General features: G+C 66.7%; 12 protein-coding genes. 6 read left to right on the top strand and 6 right to left on the bottom strand.

The window, feature by feature from the left end; all coding sequences use genetic code 11:
* Window position 1: 1 nt before the first annotated feature.
* The 3 genes from PU724_RS17405 (at window position 2) to PU724_RS17395 (ending at window position 7,035) form a co-directional block, all read left to right on the top strand.
* The gene (locus PU724_RS17405; protein ID WP_354423118.1) at window positions 2-4,801 is read left to right on the top strand and encodes an NAD-glutamate dehydrogenase; all 4,800 of its coding nucleotides are present in this window, start codon (window positions 2-4) and stop codon (window positions 4,799-4,801) included.
* Window positions 4,802-4,868: 67 nt separating this feature from the next.
* The gene (locus tag PU724_RS17400) at window positions 4,869-5,606 is read left to right on the top strand and encodes a class I SAM-dependent methyltransferase (RefSeq protein ID WP_354423116.1); all 738 of its coding nucleotides are present in this window, start codon (window positions 4,869-4,871) and stop codon (window positions 5,604-5,606) included.
* Window positions 5,607-5,655: 49 nt separating this feature from the next.
* On the top strand, window positions 5,656-7,035 hold the full coding sequence (locus PU724_RS17395) for an MFS transporter (RefSeq protein ID WP_354423114.1): 1,380 nt from the start codon (window positions 5,656-5,658) through the stop codon (window positions 7,033-7,035).
* A 152-nt stretch (window positions 7,036-7,187) separates the two neighbouring features.
* On the opposite strand, the gene purH is transcribed toward PU724_RS17395, so the two are convergent.
* The 3 genes from purH to PU724_RS17380 form a co-directional block, all read right to left on the bottom strand.
* Window positions 7,188-8,804 carry a bifunctional phosphoribosylaminoimidazolecarboxamide formyltransferase/IMP cyclohydrolase gene (gene purH, locus PU724_RS17390; protein ID WP_354423112.1) on the bottom strand — a complete coding sequence of 539 codons (1,617 nt, stop codon included), beginning with the start codon at window positions 8,802-8,804 and terminating at the stop codon, window positions 7,188-7,190.
* 105 nt (window positions 8,805-8,909) lie between these two features.
* Entirely contained in the window at window positions 8,910-10,634 is a 1,725-nt protein-coding gene (locus PU724_RS17385) for a heparinase II/III family protein (RefSeq protein WP_127310065.1), read from the bottom strand.
* Window positions 10,635-10,792: 158 nt separating this feature from the next.
* Window positions 10,793-11,629, bottom strand: coding sequence for a helix-turn-helix transcriptional regulator (locus tag PU724_RS17380; RefSeq protein ID WP_354423332.1), 837 nt, complete (start codon window positions 11,627-11,629; stop codon window positions 10,793-10,795).
* 94 nt (window positions 11,630-11,723) lie between these two features.
* Here PU724_RS17380 and PU724_RS17375 point away from each other — a divergent pair, with 94 nt between their 5' ends.
* Window positions 11,724-12,641, top strand: a complete 918-nt coding sequence (locus PU724_RS17375; RefSeq protein WP_354423110.1) for a phytanoyl-CoA dioxygenase family protein — start codon at window positions 11,724-11,726, stop codon at window positions 12,639-12,641.
* Between the two features lie 143 nt (window positions 12,642-12,784).
* On the opposite strand, the gene PU724_RS17370 is transcribed toward PU724_RS17375, so the two are convergent.
* Both PU724_RS17370 and htpX read right to left on the bottom strand, forming a co-directional pair.
* The gene (locus PU724_RS17370) at window positions 12,785-14,167 is read right to left on the bottom strand and encodes an RsmB/NOP family class I SAM-dependent RNA methyltransferase (RefSeq protein WP_354423108.1); all 1,383 of its coding nucleotides are present in this window, start codon (window positions 14,165-14,167) and stop codon (window positions 12,785-12,787) included.
* Window positions 14,158-15,177 (bottom strand): zinc metalloprotease HtpX, encoded by a 1,020-nt coding sequence (gene htpX, locus PU724_RS17365; protein WP_354423106.1) that lies wholly within the window; start codon window positions 15,175-15,177, stop codon window positions 14,158-14,160. The genes PU724_RS17370 and htpX overlap by 10 nt, the downstream gene beginning before the upstream one ends.
* A 102-nt stretch (window positions 15,178-15,279) precedes the next feature.
* Between htpX and PU724_RS17360 the strand changes: the two genes are divergently transcribed.
* The gene (locus tag PU724_RS17360; RefSeq protein ID WP_354423104.1) at window positions 15,280-15,501 is read left to right on the top strand and encodes a DUF1674 domain-containing protein; all 222 of its coding nucleotides are present in this window, start codon (window positions 15,280-15,282) and stop codon (window positions 15,499-15,501) included.
* 44 nt (window positions 15,502-15,545) lie between these two features.
* Here PU724_RS17360 and PU724_RS17355 read toward each other — a convergent pair whose 3' ends face one another.
* Window positions 15,546-16,208 carry an HAD-IA family hydrolase gene (locus PU724_RS17355; RefSeq protein WP_354423102.1) on the bottom strand — a complete coding sequence of 221 codons (663 nt, stop codon included), beginning with the start codon at window positions 16,206-16,208 and terminating at the stop codon, window positions 15,546-15,548.
* A gap of 251 nt (window positions 16,209-16,459) precedes the next feature.
* Between PU724_RS17355 and PU724_RS17350 the strand changes: the two genes are divergently transcribed.
* Window positions 16,460-17,329, top strand: coding sequence for a transglutaminase-like domain-containing protein (locus PU724_RS17350; protein WP_127310069.1), 870 nt, complete (start codon window positions 16,460-16,462; stop codon window positions 17,327-17,329).
* The last annotated feature ends 2 nt before the right edge of the window (window positions 17,330-17,331 follow it).

The following is a 17,331-nucleotide window of genomic DNA, read 5'->3' as shown; positions in this document are numbered from 1 at the left end:
CATGGCCAGCCTCAAAACCGCAAGCCAGCCGAAGAAGACGGTTCCAGCAAAGGGAGGCGCGGCGAAGGGAGGCGAAAGACCGGGTCGGCTTGCCGACTATCTTCTGGCCCGCGCGCCGGCCGAGGACGTCGCCGCCTACGAGGTTGCCGATCTCGAGCGTGCCGCCGATCTTGCCGGGCGAGCCGTCGCCAGGCACAAGAAGGGCGACTGCATCGTCGCGATCGACGTCGATTCCGGCGTGGCGCGCCAGGGCCGGCCGGTGACGGTGGTCACCGTCGTCAACGACAATATGCCGTTCCTGTTCGATTCCATCCTGGGCGAGATCACCGAGAGCGCCGGCGAGCCGCTGCTGGTCACACATCCGGTCGTCACCGTCAGGCATGGCAAGGCGGGCGTCGAGGAAATCCTCGGCGATGGCGGTTTCGCCAAGGGCGACGGCAGCCACGACCGGCTGAGCGTCGTGCATGTCCACATCGGCCGGCTGTCCGCCGACCAGGCCGAAGCGCTGGCCGGGCGCTTGAGGAAGCTGCTGGTCCAGGTGCGCGCCGCCGTCACCGACTGGAAGCCGATGCTCGCCCGCCTCGACCAGGCGATCTCGGAATTCCGCTACGCGCCGGTGCCGCTCGACAAGGCGCACGTCACCGAGGCGATCGCCTTCCTCGAATGGCTGCGCGACGACAATTTCACGTTCCTCGGCATGCGCGAGTTCAAATACACCGGCGGCGAAAAGAGCGGCACGCTGGAGCGCGCCGACAAGCCCGGCCTCGGCATCCTGTCCGATCCCGACGTGCTGGTGCTGAGGCGGGGCACCGAAGCGGTGACGACGACGCCCGAGATCCGCGCCTTCCTGCACGGTCCGGAGCCACTGATCGTCACCAAGGCCAACGCCAAGTCGTCGGTGCACCGCCGCATCTATCTCGATTACATCGGTGTCAAGACCTACACCGCCAAAGGCACTCTGCTCGGCGAATTGCGCATCGTCGGCCTGTTCACCTCGACCGCCTACACGCGCTCGGTGATGAAGATCCCCTATCTGCGCTCCAAGGCCGAAACCGTCATCACCAAGTCCGGCTTCAACCCAAGCGACCATTCCGGCAAGGCGCTGATCAACGTGCTGGAAAGCTATCCGCGCGATGAGCTGTTCCAGGTGCCGGTGCCGATCCTGCGCAAGCATGCCGAGGCCATTCTCGGCCTGATCGAGCGGCCGCGCGTCAGGGCGCTGGTGCGCGCCGACCAGTTCGACCGTTTCGTCTCGATCCTGGTCTTCGTGCCGCGCGACCGCTACGACAGCGTCGCGCGCGAGAAGATCGGCACCTATCTCAAGACCGTGTTCGAAGGGCGGCTGTCGGCCTACTATCCCGCCTTCCCGGAAGGCGGGCTGGCGCGCGTCCACTTCATCATCGGCCGCTCCGGCGGCAAGACGCCGAAGGTCGAGCAGGCGTCGATCGAGGCGGCGATCCGCGACATCGTGCGGACCTGGGACGATGCGCTGCGGGAGACCGCGGCCGAAACCGGCACGGACAGAGCGCTGACGGCAATCGCCGCGCGCTTTTCGGAAAGCTATCGCGACTCCTTCTCGCCGGCGGTGGCGCTGGCCGATGCCGGGCGGATCGCCAGGATCGACGCCGCCAATCCGATCGCCATCGACTACTATCGCCATGCCGACCAGAAGCCGCACCAGGCGGCCCTGAAGATCTATCACCATGGCAGCCCGGTGGCGCTGTCACGGCGCGTGCCGGTGCTGGAGAACATCGGCTTCCGCGTCATCAGCGAGCGCACCTTCGAGGTCGGCGACGATCCGTCCGGCATGGTCTTCATCCACGACATGGAGCTGGAGAACAGCTACGGCAAGCCGATCGACCTCACGGACGGCGGGGCGCTGTTCGAGGACGCGTTCCTGTCGGTGTGGCGCGGCGATGTCGACAATGACGGTTACAACGGTCTCGCCCAGACCGCCGGCCTGTGGTCCGGCGAGGTCACCATCCTGCGCGCCTATGGCCGCTATCTGCAGCAAGCCGGCATTCCGCAAAGCCAGGACTTCATCGCCGCCGCGCTCAACCGCTATCCCGACATCGCGCGCGGCCTGCATGCGCTGTTCGTCGCCCGCCTCGGGCCGACGGCCGAAACCGAAGGCGCAGTGGCGGCCAAGCACCTCAAGGCCAAGATCAAGGACGCGCTGGAGGAGGTGCCGAACATCGATGATGACACCATCATCCGCCGCTACCTCAATTTGATCGAGGCCTCGCTGCGCACCAATCATTTCGTTGCCGGAACGAAAGAGCGGGGCCAGTCGCTGGCGATCAAGCTCGATTCGCAGGCGGTCGACGGGCTGCCGGCGCCGCGGCCGTGGCGCGAGATCTTCGTCTATGGTTCGGAGGTCGAGGGCGTGCATCTGCGCTTCGGCCCGGTGGCGCGCGGCGGCCTGCGCTGGTCGGACCGCGCCCAGGACTACCGCACCGAGGTGCTCGGCCTGGTCAAGGCGCAGCAGGTGAAGAACGCCGTCATCGTGCCGGTCGGCGCCAAGGGCGGCTTCTATCCCAAGCGCCTGCCGGTCGGCGGCAGCCGCGACGCGATCTTCGAGGCCGGCACCTCGGCGTACAAGAACTATGTCTCCAGCCTGCTGTCGATCACCGACAATATCGGCATCGACGGCGTCATCCCGCCGGCCGGCGTGGTGCGGCGCGATCCTGACGATCCCTATTTCGTCGTCGCCGCCGACAAGGGCACGGCGACCTTCTCCGACACCGCCAACGCGATTTCCGAGAAGCACGGCTTCTGGCTGGACGATGCCTTCGCCAGCGGCGGCTCGGCCGGCTACGACCACAAGAAGATGGGCATCACCGCCAAGGGAGCCTGGGAAGCGGTCAAGCGGCATTTCCGCGAGATGAACCGCGACATCCAGACCTCGCCCTTCACCGTCGTCGGCGTCGGCGACATGTCGGGCGACGTGTTCGGCAACGGCATGCTGTTGTCGCCGCAGACGCGGCTGATCGCGGCCTTCGACCATCGCGACATCTTCATCGATCCCGATCCGGACGTGGCGGCGTCGATGGCCGAGCGGGAACGCATGTTCGCGCTGCCGCGCTCCTCATGGCAGGACTACGACAAGTCGAAACTGTCGGAAGGCGGCGTCATCGTCTCGCGCAATCAGAAGTCGATCACGCTGCCGCAAGCCGCCGCGGCCGCGATCGGGCTCGGCAAGACCACCGCGACGCCGGTCGAGATCATGAACGCCATCCTCAAGGCGGCTGTCGACCTTCTGTGGTTCGGCGGCATCGGCACCTATCTGAGGGCATCGAACGAGACCAATGCCGATGTCGGCGACCGCGCCAATGACGCCATCCGCGTCACCGCGCTCGATGTGCGCGCCAAGGTCATCGGCGAGGGCGCCAATCTCGGCGTCACGCAGCGGGCGCGCATCGAATTCGGGCTTGCCGGCGGCCGCTGCAATTCCGACGCCATCGACAATTCGGCCGGCGTCAACTGCTCCGACGTCGAGGTCAACATCAAGATCGCGCTGGCCTCGGCCATGCGCAAGGGCGCGCTGGCCCGGCCGGCGCGCAACAAACTGCTCTCGGAGATGACCGGCGAGGTGGGCGGACTGGTGCTGTCCAACAATTACCAGCAGACGCTGGCGCTCTCGATCGCGCGCAAGCGCGGGCTGGCCGACATCGCGCATCAGAGCCGCTTCATGACGGCGCTGGAGGCGCGCGGCCTGCTCAACCGCGCCGTCGAGACGCTGCCGTCACCGGCGGCGCTTGCCGAGCGCGAGGCGCGCGGCGAGCCGCTGACCAGGGCCGAGCTCGGCGTGCTGCTCGCCTATGCCAAGATCGTGCTGTTCTCCGACATCGTCGCCAGCGACGTGCCCGACGATCCGCATTTCGAGCGCGATCTGCTTGGCTATTTCCCGGAGCGGATGGCGAAGAAATACGCCGCCGAGATCGACGGCCACCGGCTGCGCCGCGAGATCATCGCCCGCGTGGTCGCCAACGACCTCGTCAATCGCGGCGGTCCGTCCTTCGTCAACCGGCTGCAGGAGGCCACCGGGCGCACCGCCGCCGATGTGGTGCGCACCTTCGCCGTGGTGCGCGACGGCTTCGCGCTGCCGGCGCTCTACAAGGAAATCGACGCGCTCGACAGCCAGATCGACGGCCAGGTGCAGCTCGATCTCTACCAGGCGGTTAGCCGGCTTATCTTCATGACCAGCGGCTGGTATCTGAAGAACGATGCCGGCACGGCGCCGCTCGGCCAGCGCATCGCCGAATTGCAGGAGGCGCGCAGGGCGCTGGAGCCGAAGCTCGCCTCGCTGCTGCCGGCCTACTCGCGCGAGCGGATCGAGGAGCGGCGGCACAGCCTGTTCAAGGGCGGGGCGCCGGAACGGCTGGCCGGGCAGCTGGCGTTGGCCGATCTGGCCGAGCTGATCCCCGACATCGCGCTGACCGCGCGCACCGCCAATGCCGATATCGTCGCCGGCGCGAGGGCCTTCTTCGCCGTCAGCGACGCCTTCCGCATTCCGCGCGTCGAGGAGGCGGCGCGGGCGATCTCGCCGCCGGATTACTATGACCAGCTGGCGCTTTCGCGCGCCACCGACACGATCGGCGCGGCACGGCGCGGCATCGCGGTGGCGGCGCTGACCGCCCACGCCAAGGCGGCGGATCCGGTGGCGGCCTGGCTGGAAGCCGGTGGTGAACGCGTCGCGCGCATCCGCGAGCGGCTGCAGGCGCTGACTGAGGGCGGCGACATCACCGTGTCACGGCTGTCCGTGGCATCCGGGCTGATGAGCGACCTGACGGGGATGTAGGCTGAGCGAGATCGAGGATCCGGTTCGGCCCGAGGAGGGTTCCGCCCGACAGGGTGGCGATCCTGTTGTGAGCGAAGACATCTATGACGCGCAGTTCGTCAAAGGTGTCTTCGACCGCTGCTCCGGTCGCTACATTGCCTTCAGTTGGGTGTGCTCGTTCGGCTTCACCGAGCGTTGGCGCCGGCAATGCGTCGAACTGATGCCTGCGCCCGAAACACGGCAGCCGAAGGGCTACGACCTGATGGCCGGCACCGGCGAGGTCTGGCCGCATCTGCTCAAGCGCTTTCCGGATATCGCCGAGATCACGGCCGTCGATATCTCGTCCGGCATGCATTTGCGCGCCATGGAGCGCCTGCATACACACAGGGCCCACAAGATCGCCTTCATCGAAGACGATGTGCTGGCCAGCGATTTGCCCGACGCAGACGCCGATTTCATCGTCTCCACCTTCGGATTGAAGACCTTCAACCGCGAGCAGCATGCGAAGCTCGCCAGGCTGGTCGCGCGCTGCCTCAGGCCCGGCGGCGTCTTTTGCATGATCGAAGCATCCGATCCAAAAGGCTGGTGGTTGAGGCCGCTCTATCTGTTCCACCTGAAGGTCGTGTTGCCGCTTGTCGAAAGGACCTTGCTCAACGGCGCACAGGATTTCTCGATGATCGGCACCTACTCGACCAATTTCGGCGACGCTTCCGCCGTGGCGGAAATGTTGAGGGCCGAGGGGCTCGAGGTCGAGTTCAAGCGCTTCTTCTTCGGCTGCGCGACAGCCGTCGCGGGCAGGAAGCCGGCCGCATTTGCACCGTCATGAAAAACATGCAGACATGGCGCCCGACGCGGGGCGGGCCGAGGGAATCAGCATGGCGGCAATAGAGACAGTGCAGCGGGCGTCGGGGCGCGGCATCTGGGGCTGGATGTTCTTCGACTGGGCAGCGCAGCCGTTCTTCACCGTCGTCACCACCTTCATCTTCGGGCCTTACTTCGCCTCGCGCATGGTCAGCGATCCGGTGATGGGCCAGGCCGCCTGGGCCTGGGGCATCGCCGCCGCGGGACTGGTCATCGCCGTGCTGTCGCCGATACTGGGCTCGATCGCCGACCAGACCGGGCCGCGCAAGCCGTGGATCGCTTGCTTCGCCGCAATCAAGATCACCAGCCTGACGCTGCTGTGGCTCGCCGCCCCCGGCTCGAACGTCTTCATGATCGTGGCCCTGTTCTCGCTGGCCTCGGTGGCGGCGGAGTTCTCCACTGTTTTCAATGATTCGATGATGCCGCGCCTGGTGCCGAAGAGCGAGATCGGCCGCGTCTCCAATATCGCCTGGGGACTGGGCTATCTCGGCGGCATGATCGCGTTGATCTTCGTCATCCTGTTCATGGCCGGCAATCCCGAAACCGGCAAGACGATCATCGGCCTCGACCCGATCCTCGGGCTTGACCCGAAGCTTGGCGAGGATGCCCGCGCCACGGGGCCGATGTCGGCCGGCTGGTATTTCCTGTTCATCCTGCCGATGTTCTTCTTCACCCCCGATGCCGCCAAAGGCATCCCGATCGGACCGGCCGTGCGCCAGGGTCTGTCCGAGCTGAAGTCGACCCTGGCCGAGGCGCGCAAGCGCGTCGGCATCTTCCGCTTCCTCGTCGCCCGCATGATCTATCAGGACGGCGTCAATGCGCTGCTGACGCAGGGCGGCGTGTTCGCGGCGGCGATGTTCGGCTGGTCGATCACCGAGATCGGCATCTTCGGCATCATCCTCAATGTCGTCGCCATCTTCGGCTGCTGGATCGCCGCCCGCCTCGACACCGCGCTCGGTTCCAAGGCGGTGGTGATGATCGCGCTGGTGATGCTGACAGTGGCCACCGCCGGCATCGTCTCGACAGGCCCGGGTTTCACACTGCTCGGCCTGATCCAGCTGTCCACCGTCGATTCCGGCGGCCTGTTCGGCACCGCGGCCGAGAAGGCCTACATCCTCTACGGGTTGTTGATCGGGCTTGCCTTCGGACCGGTGCAGGCTTCGTCGCGCTCCTACATGGCGCGCAGCGTCACCGCCGCCGAATCCGGCCGCTATTTCGGCATCTACGCCCTGTCCGGGCGGGCGACCAGCTTCCTGGCGCCGTTTCTGCTGGCGACGATCAGCTGGGCCACCGACTCGGCCCGGCTCGGCATGGCGGTCATCATCCTGTTCCTCGGCATCGGCATAGCGATCCTGATCAGGACGCCATATCCGGCGGACCAGCCGGTGGAATGACAGACATTCGATAATTCTATTCCGCCGGCCGCCTGACGCGGTTTTCTGCGCTTCCGGTGCTCACGGACTTGAATGTCCGCTCCGCTCCGGTTCTCGAAAACCACGCCATCCGACTCAGCGGAGCGAATTCTCAAACGTCTCTCAGCCGGGAGCTAGTGTCGGAAATGCCTGACGCCCGTGAACACCATGGCGATGCCGTGCGCGTCGGCGGCGGCGATCACGTCGTCGTCGCGCATCGAGCCGCCCGGTTGGATGACGGCGGTGGCGCCGGCTTCGATCGCCGACAACAGGCCGTCGGCGAAAGGGAAGAACGCGTCTGAAGCGACCACGGAACCCTTGGTCAACGGCTCCGCGAGCCCTGCGGCTTCCGCCGCGTCGAGCGCCTTGCGGGCGGCGATGCGCGAGGAATCGACGCGGCTCATCTGGCCGGCGCCGATGCCGACCGTGGCGCCGTCCCTGACATAGACGATGGCGTTTGACTTTACATGCTTGGCGACGCGGAAGGCGAACTTCAGGTCGGCCATCTCGGCCGGCGTCGGTGCCCGCCTGGTCACCACCTTCAGTTCGAGATCGTCGACCACCGCATTGTCGCGGCCCTGGACGAGCAGTCCGCCGGCGACCGATTTCGCTAAAGTGCCGGCGGCGCGCGGATCGGGCAAGCCGCCGGTGACCAGAAGGCGCAGGTTCTTCTTGGCGGCGACGATCGCGGTCGCCTGCTCGGAAGCGTCGGGCGCGATGATGACCTCGGTGAATGTCTTGACGATTTCCTCGGCCGCTTCGGGGTCGAGGGTGCGGTTCATGGCGACGATGCCGCCGAAAGCCGAGACCGGATCGCAGGCGAGCGCCTTGGCGTAGGCCGCCTTCAGCGAGGTCCCTTCGGCGACGCCGCAGGGATTGGCGTGCTTGATGATGGCGACGGCCGCGGCGCGGGCCGGATCGAACTCGCCGACCAGCTCGAAGGCGGCGTCGGTGTCGTTGATGTTGTTGTAGGAGAGCTGCTTGCCCTGCAGCTGGCGCGCGGTGGCGACACCCGGCCGCTTGTCGCCGTTGGGGTAGAAGCCGGCGCTCTGGTGCGGGTTCTCGCCGTAGCGCATCACCTGATCGAGATGGCCGCCGAAGGCGCGCCAGGTCGGATGCTCGATGTCCAGCGCTCCGGCGAACCAGCCGGAGATCGCCGCGTCGTAGCTGGCGGTGCGGGCGAAGGCCTTGGCCGCCAGCTTCTTGCGGAAATCAAGCGACAGCGAGCCGATGTTCATCTCCAGCGCGTTGAGCACCGCCGCATAGTCCTCGGGATCGGTGACGATGGCGACATAGGCGTGGTTCTTGGCCGAGGCGCGGATCATCGCCGGTCCGCCGATGTCGATGTTCTCGACGATCGAGGCGTAGCCGGCGCCGGAGCGGCGCACCTCCTCGAACGGATAGAGGTTGCAGACGACGAGGTCGATCGGCTCGATGTGATGGTCGTGCATCGCCTTGGCATGCTCGGGATCGTCGCGCACGCCGAGCAGCGCGCCATGCACCGAGGGGTGCAGCGTCTTGACGCGGCCGTCCATGATCTCGGGAAAACCCGTCAGTTCGGAGACGTCGCGCACCGCCATGCCGGCATCGGCGATCGCTTTCGCGGTGCCGCCGGTCGAGACCAGCTCGACGCCGGCGGCGGCGAGCGCCCTGGCGAAGTCGATCAGGCCGGTCTTGTCGAAGACGGACAGCAGCGCGCGGCGCACGGGAACCAGGTCGGGCGCGGGAATGTTCTTGGCGGCGACGGCCATGGGCTGGCGGCCTTTCAAGGCTGGATTGGAAGAAGCCCGCGCCGTAGCATATGAGGTCAGGAAATCAAGCGCCGTCCGGTTGGCATCGCACGACGTTGCGCGCCGTCAGCTGTTTTCCGGGTAGCCGGCGATGGTCGTGCGCGTCAGCTGCCAGTGGACCTCCGATAGCTCGGAGGCCTTGAAGGCAACCACGATCTGGCGGCTGCGGCGCGGGCCGCCGAGCCCGGCGAAATAGATCGATTCCTCCACCTCGGGCACCACCTCGGTGCAGGTGAACACCCAGGTGTCGCCCTGGTCGGCGGCGAGCACCAGCCGGTCATGCTCGTCCTGCAGCAGGTTGATGTCGGGGTGGACGTGGAAGCGGACGGCGACGAAGTCGCGGCCATTGTTGCGGATCGCCGCTCCCCCGGGGCGCAGGAAGCGGTCCCGGCCCGCCAGCACATTGCCATTGGTCGACAGCTTCAGTTCGCGCTCGTGCAGAAAGCCGAAGCGCTGCGCATAGCCATCGTGACGGGCAAGGAAACCCTGGCTGCCCTTCTGATCGGTGCGCTTGCAGGGCACATGCTGCGGGCCGCCGATCAAGGGCGAGCCGAGCAGGTCGTTGACACGCAGCGAGTGGCTGAAGCGCGCCGAGGACGTGTCGTTGATGGTGGCGGTCGAATGCGCCGCGGTGGCGCGGGCCAGCGGCCGGAACTCGGCGGCGCCATAGGTGTCGATGCCGGCATTGACGATGTAGTGCTGGCGGCCGGAGGACATCTCGAAGGCGAGGCAGCCGGCATGCGCGGCGTTGGAGACGTCGACCGGCGGCGGCAGGCCGGTATCGGCTATGACGGTGACGCCGCCCATCGACAGCCGTTCATAGCCGGAATGCGGCGCGTGCAGCAGCGGTGCGCCGACGGTGTCGTCGTGGCGCAGGATGGTGGCGATGCGGTCATGAATGGTCGCGCCCATGCCGTTGAAGCGGGCGAGGCTGCCGTCCTGATGGCGAAAGAAGCGCAATGCCGGCAGCATGCGGTCGATGGCGCCCATCAAGGCCGGCGGCGGCGTCTCGGCCTGGTTGGCATAGGTCTGGCGCAGCGGCAAAAGGTCGGCAAGAAGCTCGAGGACCGTCATCGGGTTGCGCGAGATATGGCCGCCGTCGGGAAGGATCTGGCGGTCGAGCTCCTCGGCGAGGTTGCGGGTGGCGCCGCGCAACGCCGATGCCGGCGCCGGCAGCGACAGAGCGGCGAAGGCGAGCGCGATACGGGCGCGCAGCCTGTCCTTGCCCTCGGGCATCGCCCGCGCCATCGAGCGGAGATAACGGATCTGCACGGCCAGCGATTTGAGGAAGGCGCGGTAAAAGGGGAATTCGGCGCCCTGCAGCACGACGGAGGAATGCTGCAGCCAGGCAATCACCCGCTTTGCGGTGGTGCCGGGCTCCCAGGCGATGCCGGAAATCTGGTTGCCGTGGATGGCGATCCAGTCGGAGACAAGGGCGCGGGCATTGGCGGCGGCGAGCTCGGTGCCGGCCGCGCGCATATGGCGCAGCCAGCGAAAGCCGTGCAACGTCTTTTGCCAGCCGCGATTGGGCACCTCGATCTGGAAGGGGGACTTGCCGCCGGTCTCGACCAGATGCCCGGACAGCGGATAGCGGCCATAGTAGATCTCAAGCGCGATCTGCGGATCGGCGAGTCTCAGGTCCGGCGGCGCGATCAGGACGCGTTCGGGCGTGCGGCCGGAATAGCGCCAGCGGTAGACCGGACCGGCGCGCAAACGCCGGCGCGTCTTGCGCCAGAACTCCTTCGCGACGAGCGTCCATAGACGCGTCGTGTTTCCGGCAACAAGTGCCAAAGCCCCTCCTGATGTCCCTGCCCAAGCACAAGCTTATATGATTCAAGAACTTATGCGAAGGCGCATTTCGCGGAAGTGAGGCCGTGCACGCAATCCGGACACGGCCCTCCCTGAAAAAGTCGGTTCATCTCGTCGATTGACGCGTCGTTTCTCGGCGCTCACTTCCGCCTGTGGCGGCCGCGGAACTCGCTTGGGGAGCAATTTTCGCGATCCCGGAACAGCCGGGAAAAATAAAACGCGTCGTGGAAACCAACCGCGGCTGCGATTGATTCGATGGGTGAATCCGAGGCGGCCAGCATTTGCTTGGCAAGATCGAGCCGGATGCGCAGTTGAAATGCCTTGGGCGACATGCCGGTGAGCCGCGCGGCCTTGCGGCGCAGCGTCGCCGGCGAGACGCCGAATTCCGCGGCGAAGGCGTCGAGGTCGATTTGCCCGACCGCGCGATTGCGCAATTCGTCGATCACATGCTGGAAGTCGGCCGCGCCCTGGCGATCTGGCTCCCGGCCGCTCCAGCCCGCCGCTTGCCGGGCGGCCCGCACGACGATCTGGTGCATGGTCGCGGCGGCTTCCGACCGGCTGAGCACGCTATCCTGCGACAGTTCGGCATGCAGCCTGTCAAACAGGCGCTGCATCTCGCCAAGATCCCGCAAGGGGACCACCGGCGCCGCCTCGATCATCAGCCGCTGCCGCGTGAAATCGCGGGTCAGGGCGCCTTCGAAGAGCGCCCAGCGCTCAAGCCATCCCGATCCGTCCGGCCCATAGGAATGCGTCCTGCCTGGGAACAGCCAGAACAGGGACGGCGCCTCGATCGCCTGCTTGCCGCCGGCCCTGGTTTCAAGCCAGCCGCGCCCTTCCTCCACCAGCACCAGGGCAAAATCGGGCAGGCTGCGCCTGGTGATTGCCTGCGTGACGCGATGGCGGCCGACCCCGGTCACCGACAGGCCGCCCGCGGCCACCGGCGGCGATCTGTACAGCGCAAAATGTCGATCGAGCATGAGCGAAAAGTCCAGCTCTGCTGTTCCGTCCATGGCCGCAATGCCACGTTCAAGGCACATACACGGGAGCTGATAACCGTCGAGGATGATTGAAATGTCAAGATCGGCCGGCATCGTCTTACCGGTTGCGCTCACGGCCAACGGCAAGGCGCTGTCGACGGCTCCGAACCGGTTGGGGTATCTGATGCCCACCGATGCTTGCGCCGGGATCGAGGCCATCCGCGAACTCTTCGGCAGGCAAGGTTATGTCTGGCTGAAGGGCTTGCTGCCGCGCGGCGATGTGATCGATTTCCGCGGCTGGGTGCTGTCGCATCTGGCCGAGAGCGGTCTGCTGATACCCGGGCACGACCCTTCGCTCGGCATCGCGGCCGTCGGCGCGTTCGACCGCCAGCTCGCCGATCGCCGTCTGATGTCTCTGGTCCGCTCGACCGCCTATGAGGGGTTTTGCGCGCAGCCGCTGATGGCGCGCCTCATGGATGCGTTCGTGGGTGGGGTGTCCTATCTCCACAAGCGCAAGATCATGCGCTTCACCCAGCCCGGCACGTCCGTCGCCACGCCGGCGCATTACGACCTCGTCTATCTGCGTGGCGGCAGCAGCCGCGTCGTCACCGCCTGGATCCCGATTGGCGACATCCCGGTCGACATGGGCGGGCTCGTCTATCTCGAAGGCTCGCACGTCGTCGGCGCCGCCATGGAGGCGCAGTTCATGAAGGACAATGCCGGGCTCAGCGCCGAGGAGCGCATCAGCGCCTACAATCGCAATATGGGCGAGGGCGGCTGGGTGTCGAAGGACCTGCCCGATATGGCGGAACGGTTCGATACGCGCTGGCTGATGGCGGACTACGAGGCGGGTGATGTCGTTCTTCACTCGCCCTACATGATCCATGCCTCGACGACCAACCAAAGCTTGACCGGGCGGATCCGGCTCTCCACCGATATCCGCTATCAGAACGTCGATGACGAGATCGATGCCCGGTGGGGGCAGCATTGGTCGCTAGACGACATGCTCTAAAGGCGGACCGATATTCAGGTGAGGCCGGCCTGCAAATGGCGGCTTCCTGCCGGTGCTCGCTTACTTCAAGCACGCTCCGCTCCGGTTCTCGGAAGCCACCATTTTCGTCCCGCCCTGACCTGAATCTCAGCCCGCCTTTGGCGCTAGGCCACTCGCCGCATACGGGCGGCGAAGAAGCCGTCCAAACCGGACAGTCCGGGCGATTCGTGCGGTAGATCGGCTGGTGTGGTGCGCAGCGTGCCGTGCGGCGTCAGGAACGGATCGATGCCGGCGATCTCGCCGGGGTGGATGGGATCGTCGGCGACATCGGCGGTATCGGCGAGGAAAGCGCGGTAAAGCTCTTCGCCTTCGAGCGGGTCGAGCGAACAGTTGGAGAAGACGATGCGCCCGCCGGGCCTGACCAGGCCGACGGCGCGGTCGAGCAGCTTGCGCTGCAGCGCGGCGAGCTTTTCGACATCGGCCATGGTCTTGGTCCACGGCACGTCGGGATGCCGCCTGACCGTGCCGGTCGAGGAGCAGGGGGCGTCGAGAAGAACGGCGTCGAACGGCTCCGCCGGCCGGTAGTCGAGCAGGTCGGTCTGCACGAGCTCGGCGGCCAGGCCGAGGCGTTCGAGATTTTGCGCCAGCCGCGTCAGCCGGTTCTTCGAAGTGTCGACGGCGGTCACGCGCGCGCCGGCAAGGATGAGCTGCGCCGTCTTGCCGCCGGGGGCAGCGCAGAGGTCGGCGACGCGCAGGCCATTGATGTCGCCGAACAGGCGGGCGGGAAGGCCGGCGGCGGCGTCCTGCACCCACCAGGCGCCTTCGGCGAAACCGGGCAGTTCGGGGACGGAGGCACTGAGCCTTTCCACCCGCACCGTGCCGGTCGGCAGGACGATGCCGCCGAGCCGCTCGGCCCAGACCGCAGGATCGGACTTGACCGAGAAATCGACCGGCGCCTCGTGGCGATGCGCGGCAAGGATTGCTTTCGCTTTGTCCGCGCCGTAGGCCGCCCTCAGCCGACCGGAAAACCAGTCCGGCGCCTCCTCGGTGGCGGCCAGCGCGGCAGCGAGTTCGGCCTCCTTGGCCCGCGCCAGCGTGCGCAGCACGCCGTTGACGAGGCCGGAAAAGCGCAGCGTGCGCGGATCGGACTTGGCGTGGGTGACGGCAAGGTCGACGGCGGCGCTGTCGGGAATGTCGAGGAACAGGATCTGCGCCGCCGCCACATGCAATATGTGCGACAGCGCGGTGGCGTTCTGCGGCAGCGGCTTTTCCAGCCGGCGGGAAAGCAGCCCGGCGATCGTCATCCGGTGGCGCAGCGCGGTGACCAGTATGGCGCGCACCAGCGCCCGGTCGCGCATGTCGAGCGCCCGGTATTGCGGGTGGCCGTTCTCGTGGTCGGTCAGGCCGTCGAGCGGCGTGCGCGCGTCGATGACAGCGGCAAGCAAGCGCGCCGCCGCCTTGCGCGCGGCGAGGCCCGCAACCGCCTCGGTCCTGTCGTCACGATCGCCTGGGGTGCGCTGCCGGCGTTTGGCGCCGCTCACGACCACGGACCCTTGGGCCCGGTCGGGTTGCGGCCCCATGGGTTGGGCCGAGGCCTGGCGGGTTGCGCCGGCTGCTCTGGCCGCACGGCCTGGTCCCATGGACCTGGCGTCCGCTCGTCGTCCACCGGATCGGATGTCGGCGCTTGGCGTGGCGCCTGCGCTGCGCGGCCGCCCATCTCGCGCGCCATCTCCTGCAGGGCGGCGATGCGGTTGTCGGTGTTGGGATGGGTGGAGAACAGACTGTCCATGCGCTCGCCGTGCAGGGGATTGATGATGAAGAGGTGCGCCGTTGCCGGATTGCGCTCGGCATCCGGGTTGCGGATGCGTTCGGCGCCGCGGGCGATCTTGTCAAGGGCAGATGCCAGCCAAAGCGGATTTCCGCAGATTTCGGCACCGCGCCGGTCGGCCTCGTATTCGCGGGTGCGGCTCACCGCCATCTGCACGATCATGGCGGCGAAGGGCGCGACCAGCATCGCCACCAGCACGCCGACGAAGCCGAACGGGTTGTTGTTGTCGCGGTTGCCGCCGAAGAAGAAAGCGAAGTTGCCGAGCATCGAGATGGCGCCGGCCAGCGTCGCGACGATGGTCATGGTCAGCGTGTCGCGGTGCTGGACATGGGCGAGTTCGTGCGCCATCACCGCCGCCACTTCCTCATGCGAGAGCTGTTCCAGCAGCCCGGTGGAGGCGGCCACGGCGGCATTCTCGGGATTGCGGCCGGTGGCGAAGGCGTTCGGCTGCGGATTGTCGATCAGATAGGTCTTCGGCATCGGCAGGCCGGCCTGCTTGGCCAACGCCTCGACGATGGCGTAGAACTCGGGCGCGTTCTTCGCATCGACCTCGACGGCGCGATTCATCGACAGCACCATCTTGTCGGCGTTCCAGTAGCTGAACAGATTCATGCCGGCGGCGATCAGCAGCGCGATCACCATGCCGCCGGAGCCGCCGATCAGGAAGCCGACGCCCATGAACAGCGCCGTCATCGCGGCAAGAAGCATGGCTGTGCGAAGGGTGTTCATCGTCTAGATCCGTCCGTGATGGCGAAAGGGGTCGATCCTTGCGAGTTCATGGCTATATGATGGGAGACACCTGCCCCTGTTTCAATGCGCCGGGACTATCGCATGACCGACCAGACCAGCAAAGCCGATGCCGCGCCGGCGAGCGACGCGCCGCAAAAGACCCTGACACCGGCGGCCAGCCGCGCGCTGGCCGAGGCTGCGGCGAGGCGCCGGAAATATCGCGAAAAGGAAGCCGCGCTGCCCAAGGAAATCGGCGGCCGCGGCGGCAAGGAACCCGGCCGCTACGGCGACTGGGAGGTGAAGGGGCTCACCAGCGATTTCTGAGAGAATATCCAGGTGAGGCCGGCCTGACCTGAATCTCACGCATCCTAGGCTGCATCGCGCTGTGGTTCGAGGACGATCCAGCCGTCGTCGGTCGCGACGCCGAGCGCGTCATAGGAGGCGATGCTGACGTGCGGTGTCGCGAGCGGGTGCGTGTGCGTGGCGCTGATCACCATCACCGTGGCACCGGCCGCTTCCGCCGCCGCGATGCCGGCCGGCGCGTCTTCGAAGATCAGGCAGTCGCGCGCATCGACGCCAAGCTTTTCGGCCGCCAGCCGGAAGCAATCGGGCGCCGGCTTGCCGCGTGTCACATCCTCCGCCGCGACGATCACGGCGGGAACCGGAATGCCGGCCGCTTCCATGCGCAGCAGCGCCAGTTCGCGCGGCGCCGAGGTGGCGATCGCCCAGCGCTCCGGCGGCAGCGAGCTCAGAAACGCCACCGCGCCGGCGATCGGCACGATGCCTTCGAGATCGGCCGCTTCGGCTTTCAGCAACGCGTCGGCCTCGAGCACCGGATCGATGCCCGGAAGCATCAGTCCGGCGATGGTCTCGACAGCCCGCTTGCCGTGGATCGTCGGTAGGAAGGCCGCCACGTCGAGGCCCTGGCGCTCAGCCCAGTCAGTCCACACCCTTTCGGCCGCGGCAATGGAATTGATCACCGTGCCGTCCATATCGAACAGGAAGGCCGCGAATTTTCTGCCTGCAAACATCTAAAATCCTGGAGGTCGTTTTCGGGAGGGACTAAGCTGCGATCGACCGTAGCCTCATGGCCGGCCCGTGGAAAGGCGCAAGGCTGCCTTTTGACACGCCGGAGCGGTGCAAACCGCTCCAATATCTGTTTTGCGCAATTCCGTACGGAAGACCACTACGCACTGTTCCTGAAAGCGTTCCAAGCGGAACCATGGCAGGCCTGCCGCGTTTGAAAGACTGTCTTCCAGAATGACCGCAGGGGGTAATCGTGATGCTGATACGGCTCGGCTACGAAATCGCCATTGAATGCACCGGAGCCACGCCGATCATCTCACTGCTCGACATTCACAGCGAGCGCCAGCCCGACATCAAGCGGCAGACGCGCGTGCTGACATCTCCTTCGGTGCCGACCAGGGTCTACCACGACCGCCACGGCAACAGCTGTCGTCGCTTCACCGCGCCCGCTGGCGGCTTTCGCATCCTCTACGACGCGGTCGTCGAGGACAGCGGCGAGCCGGACGAGGTCAACACGCTGGCCGGGGAAACGCCGGTGGCGGAACTGCCCGACGACGCGCTGGTCTATCTGCTCGGCAGCCGCTACTGCGAGACCGATCATCTCAGCGATCTCGCCTGGCAGCTGTTCGGGAACCTGCCGCCGGGCTGGGCACGGGCGCAGGCGATCGTCGATTATGTCCACAGCCGCCTGTCGTTCGGCTACGGCTATGCGCGCGCCACCCGCACGGCGGCGCAGGCGCATGAGGAGCGCGTCGGCGTCTGCCGCGACTTCGCGCATCTGGCGATCACGCTCTGCCGCGCCATGAACATCCCGGCCCGCTATGTGAACGGTTATCTCGGCGACATCGGCGTGCCTGTCGATCCGGCGCCGATGGATTTCTCGGCCTGGATCGAAGTCTTCCTCGATGGCAAATGGTACGCGTTCGATCCCCGCCACAACATTCCGAGGATCGGTCGCATCGTTATCGCGCGCGGCCGCGACGCCACCGACGTGCCGCTGCTGCACAGTTTCGGCCCACACCGGCTCACCCTGTTCAAGGTCTGGACCTATGAGCAGGAACGCAATCTGTTCAGTCCGCCCCATCACGGTCTCGACAGGACGGCCAGCGCGCGCATGCTGGCGTAGAG

Origin of the sequence: Mesorhizobium abyssinicae (genome assembly GCF_049887195.1) — a bacterium.
GTDB lineage: Bacteria > Pseudomonadota > Alphaproteobacteria > Rhizobiales > Rhizobiaceae > Mesorhizobium > Mesorhizobium abyssinicae.
Note: the sequence above shows the minus strand (reverse complement) of the source record. Positions and strands in the feature narration are given on the sequence as shown.

Excerpts from the sequence above, each read along its gene's own strand:
- PU724_RS17405 (WP_354423118.1), top strand. The coding sequence starts at position 2 with ATGGCCAGCCTCAAAACCGCAAGCCAGCCGAAGAAGACGGTTCCAGCA.
- PU724_RS17395 (WP_354423114.1), top strand. The coding sequence starts at position 5,656 with ATGGCGGCAATAGAGACAGTGCAGCGGGCGTCGGGGCGCGGCATCTGG.
- purH (WP_354423112.1), bottom strand. The coding sequence starts at position 8,804 with ATGGCCGTCGCCGCCAAGAACATTCCCGCGCCCGACCTGGTTCCCGTG.
- PU724_RS17380 (WP_354423332.1), bottom strand. The coding sequence starts at position 11,629 with ATGCTCGATCGACATTTTGCGCTGTACAGATCGCCGCCGGTGGCCGCG.
- PU724_RS17375 (WP_354423110.1), top strand. The coding sequence starts at position 11,724 with ATGTCAAGATCGGCCGGCATCGTCTTACCGGTTGCGCTCACGGCCAAC.
- htpX (WP_354423106.1), bottom strand. The coding sequence starts at position 15,177 with ATGAACACCCTTCGCACAGCCATGCTTCTTGCCGCGATGACGGCGCTG.
- PU724_RS17360 (WP_354423104.1), top strand. The coding sequence starts at position 15,280 with ATGACCGACCAGACCAGCAAAGCCGATGCCGCGCCGGCGAGCGACGCG.
- PU724_RS17355 (WP_354423102.1), bottom strand. The coding sequence starts at position 16,208 with ATGTTTGCAGGCAGAAAATTCGCGGCCTTCCTGTTCGATATGGACGGC.
- PU724_RS17350 (WP_127310069.1), top strand. The coding sequence starts at position 16,460 with ATGCTGATACGGCTCGGCTACGAAATCGCCATTGAATGCACCGGAGCC.